Annotated in this window: 1 protein-coding gene and 2 pseudogenes; 1 reads left to right on the plus strand and 2 read right to left on the minus strand. The window is 61.6% G+C overall.

The window, feature by feature from the left end; genetic code table 11:
* Positions 1-141, minus strand: a pseudogene (locus EOA23_RS36800) (aldehyde dehydrogenase family protein); the annotation flags it as partial.
* Between the two features lie 384 nt (positions 142-525).
* Between EOA23_RS36800 and EOA23_RS34530 the strand changes: the two are divergent.
* Positions 526-1,182 carry a reverse transcriptase domain-containing protein gene (locus tag EOA23_RS34530; protein ID WP_348628608.1) on the plus strand — a complete coding sequence of 219 codons (657 nt, stop codon included), beginning with the start codon at positions 526-528 and terminating at the stop codon, positions 1,180-1,182.
* Between the two features lie 78 nt (positions 1,183-1,260).
* Here EOA23_RS34530 and EOA23_RS35975 read toward each other — a convergent pair.
* Positions 1,261-1,643 (minus strand): annotated as a pseudogene (locus EOA23_RS35975) (helix-turn-helix domain-containing protein); the annotation flags it as partial.

The raw sequence follows: 1,643 nt of genomic DNA on the forward strand, positions 1-1,643 counted from the left end.
GTTCAGCACCTGCCGAGATCGCGATCGTGCACGGAGTCCTTCCGTGATGATCAGGCGCGACAAGGCTATGCAGCGCTGTCCTGTCGATAGCGAAGCGCTATTGGCGGCAGTATCGGCCACCACATCGAAATCGGCATTGTCAGGTCTGGCGCGACAAACAAGGTGAGGTGCGCCAGGCCAAGCTGGCGAGTTCCAGCCGGTGCAAGTCCGGCCCGGGTAAGGGGTAGCGCCCGCCTGGTAGTGAGTGTTGCGTCGTGGGAGGTGACGACCACGGCGAAGCGTACACAGCGATTATTCGGGGTGTGGGAGTGAGCCACGATAATGTTTAAGATCGCAGGGGCCGAGACGTTCTCATCCGTCGAAGGCAACATGTGCGGAGCCGCTATACGAGGCTCTGTCGCCCTGCCGGGGTCTTGGGCCACATCACGGATAAAAGGAACGCGTCGGAACCTGGGAGATCTCTTGCCCGACCGGGCGGCCTCCAACCGCACCGGTCCGCCTCGGGAAGGCGAGGAGCCGTAGCCGATGATGAACGGACAAGAGAAGTCTGACTCCGCCATAGTAGCCGTGAAGTCGCCGAACAAAGCCGGATCTCCGGTGGCGGAGGCGATGGAGCCAAGGGCGGGGACCAAGGGAAACGCGGAACAGCTACGCATGCACCGGACACAGAGCCGGGCTCGCATGTCCCAGTCGCTGGACCGCATACGGAAAGCCGCAAGGCTAAGGAAGAAGGATCGGTTCACCGCGCTCTTCCACCACGTCAATGTCGATGCACTCCGGACGGCATTCTACGCGCTCAGGCGCAAGGCCGCGCCCGGGGTGGATGGTATGACGTGGCGGGACTACGAGTCGGACCTCGAGCTTCGGCTTGAGGATTTGCACAAACGGGTCCAGCGGGGAACGTACCACCCGCAACCGTCACGCCGGAGGTTTATACCGAAAGCGGATGGGAAGCAGCGACCGCTAGCGATTGCAGCTCTGGAAGACAAGATCATTCAGGGTGCAACGGTCATGGTGCTCAATGCCATCTATGAAGGCGACTTCTGCGGTTTTTCCTACGGGTTCCGGCCCGGAAGAGGACCACAGGATGCATTGGATGCCCTGTACGTCGCGATCGACCAACGGAAGGTGAACTGGATCGTAGACGCCGACATCCAGAACTTCTTGGATCGACTGTCATAATACCCCCGGGTTCACGGTATCTGTTCGAAGAGACTTGGACTGTGGTCTATGGTCTTGATCCATAGGCCTTTTCTCTGTTCACGCACGACATGGACCGAGTCCAGTTCGCCGCGTTTTACTCGCTGCAACACGGTCTGGCGCGACAGGCCGAGGGGTCTCCATGGCGTCGCGGATGGGTTCAAAGCCGTCGCCGGGCGTGGCGAGGAAGCGGGCCTTGAGTTCCGCGGTCAGGCGAATGCGCCATGGCGCACCGGGTGTCACCTGTTCGCCCTGGATGAGGCCGTCGTTGATATGGCGGTGAAGCGTCGATGGCGCCACGCCAAGCGCGGCGGCAGCCTTCCGGACGGTGACGATGTCGCCGTCGGCGGCTGGTGCCTTGGCCTTGCAGACGGGAATCTTCCAGTGCGTGCGCAAATACCCGACGCGATTGGCGTCAAACCGGTGCCCGTACGCCGTTCGAC

Source organism: Mesorhizobium sp. M2A.F.Ca.ET.042.01.1.1, from assembly GCF_003997405.1.
In the GTDB taxonomy this organism is placed as follows: domain Bacteria; phylum Pseudomonadota; class Alphaproteobacteria; order Rhizobiales; family Rhizobiaceae; genus Mesorhizobium.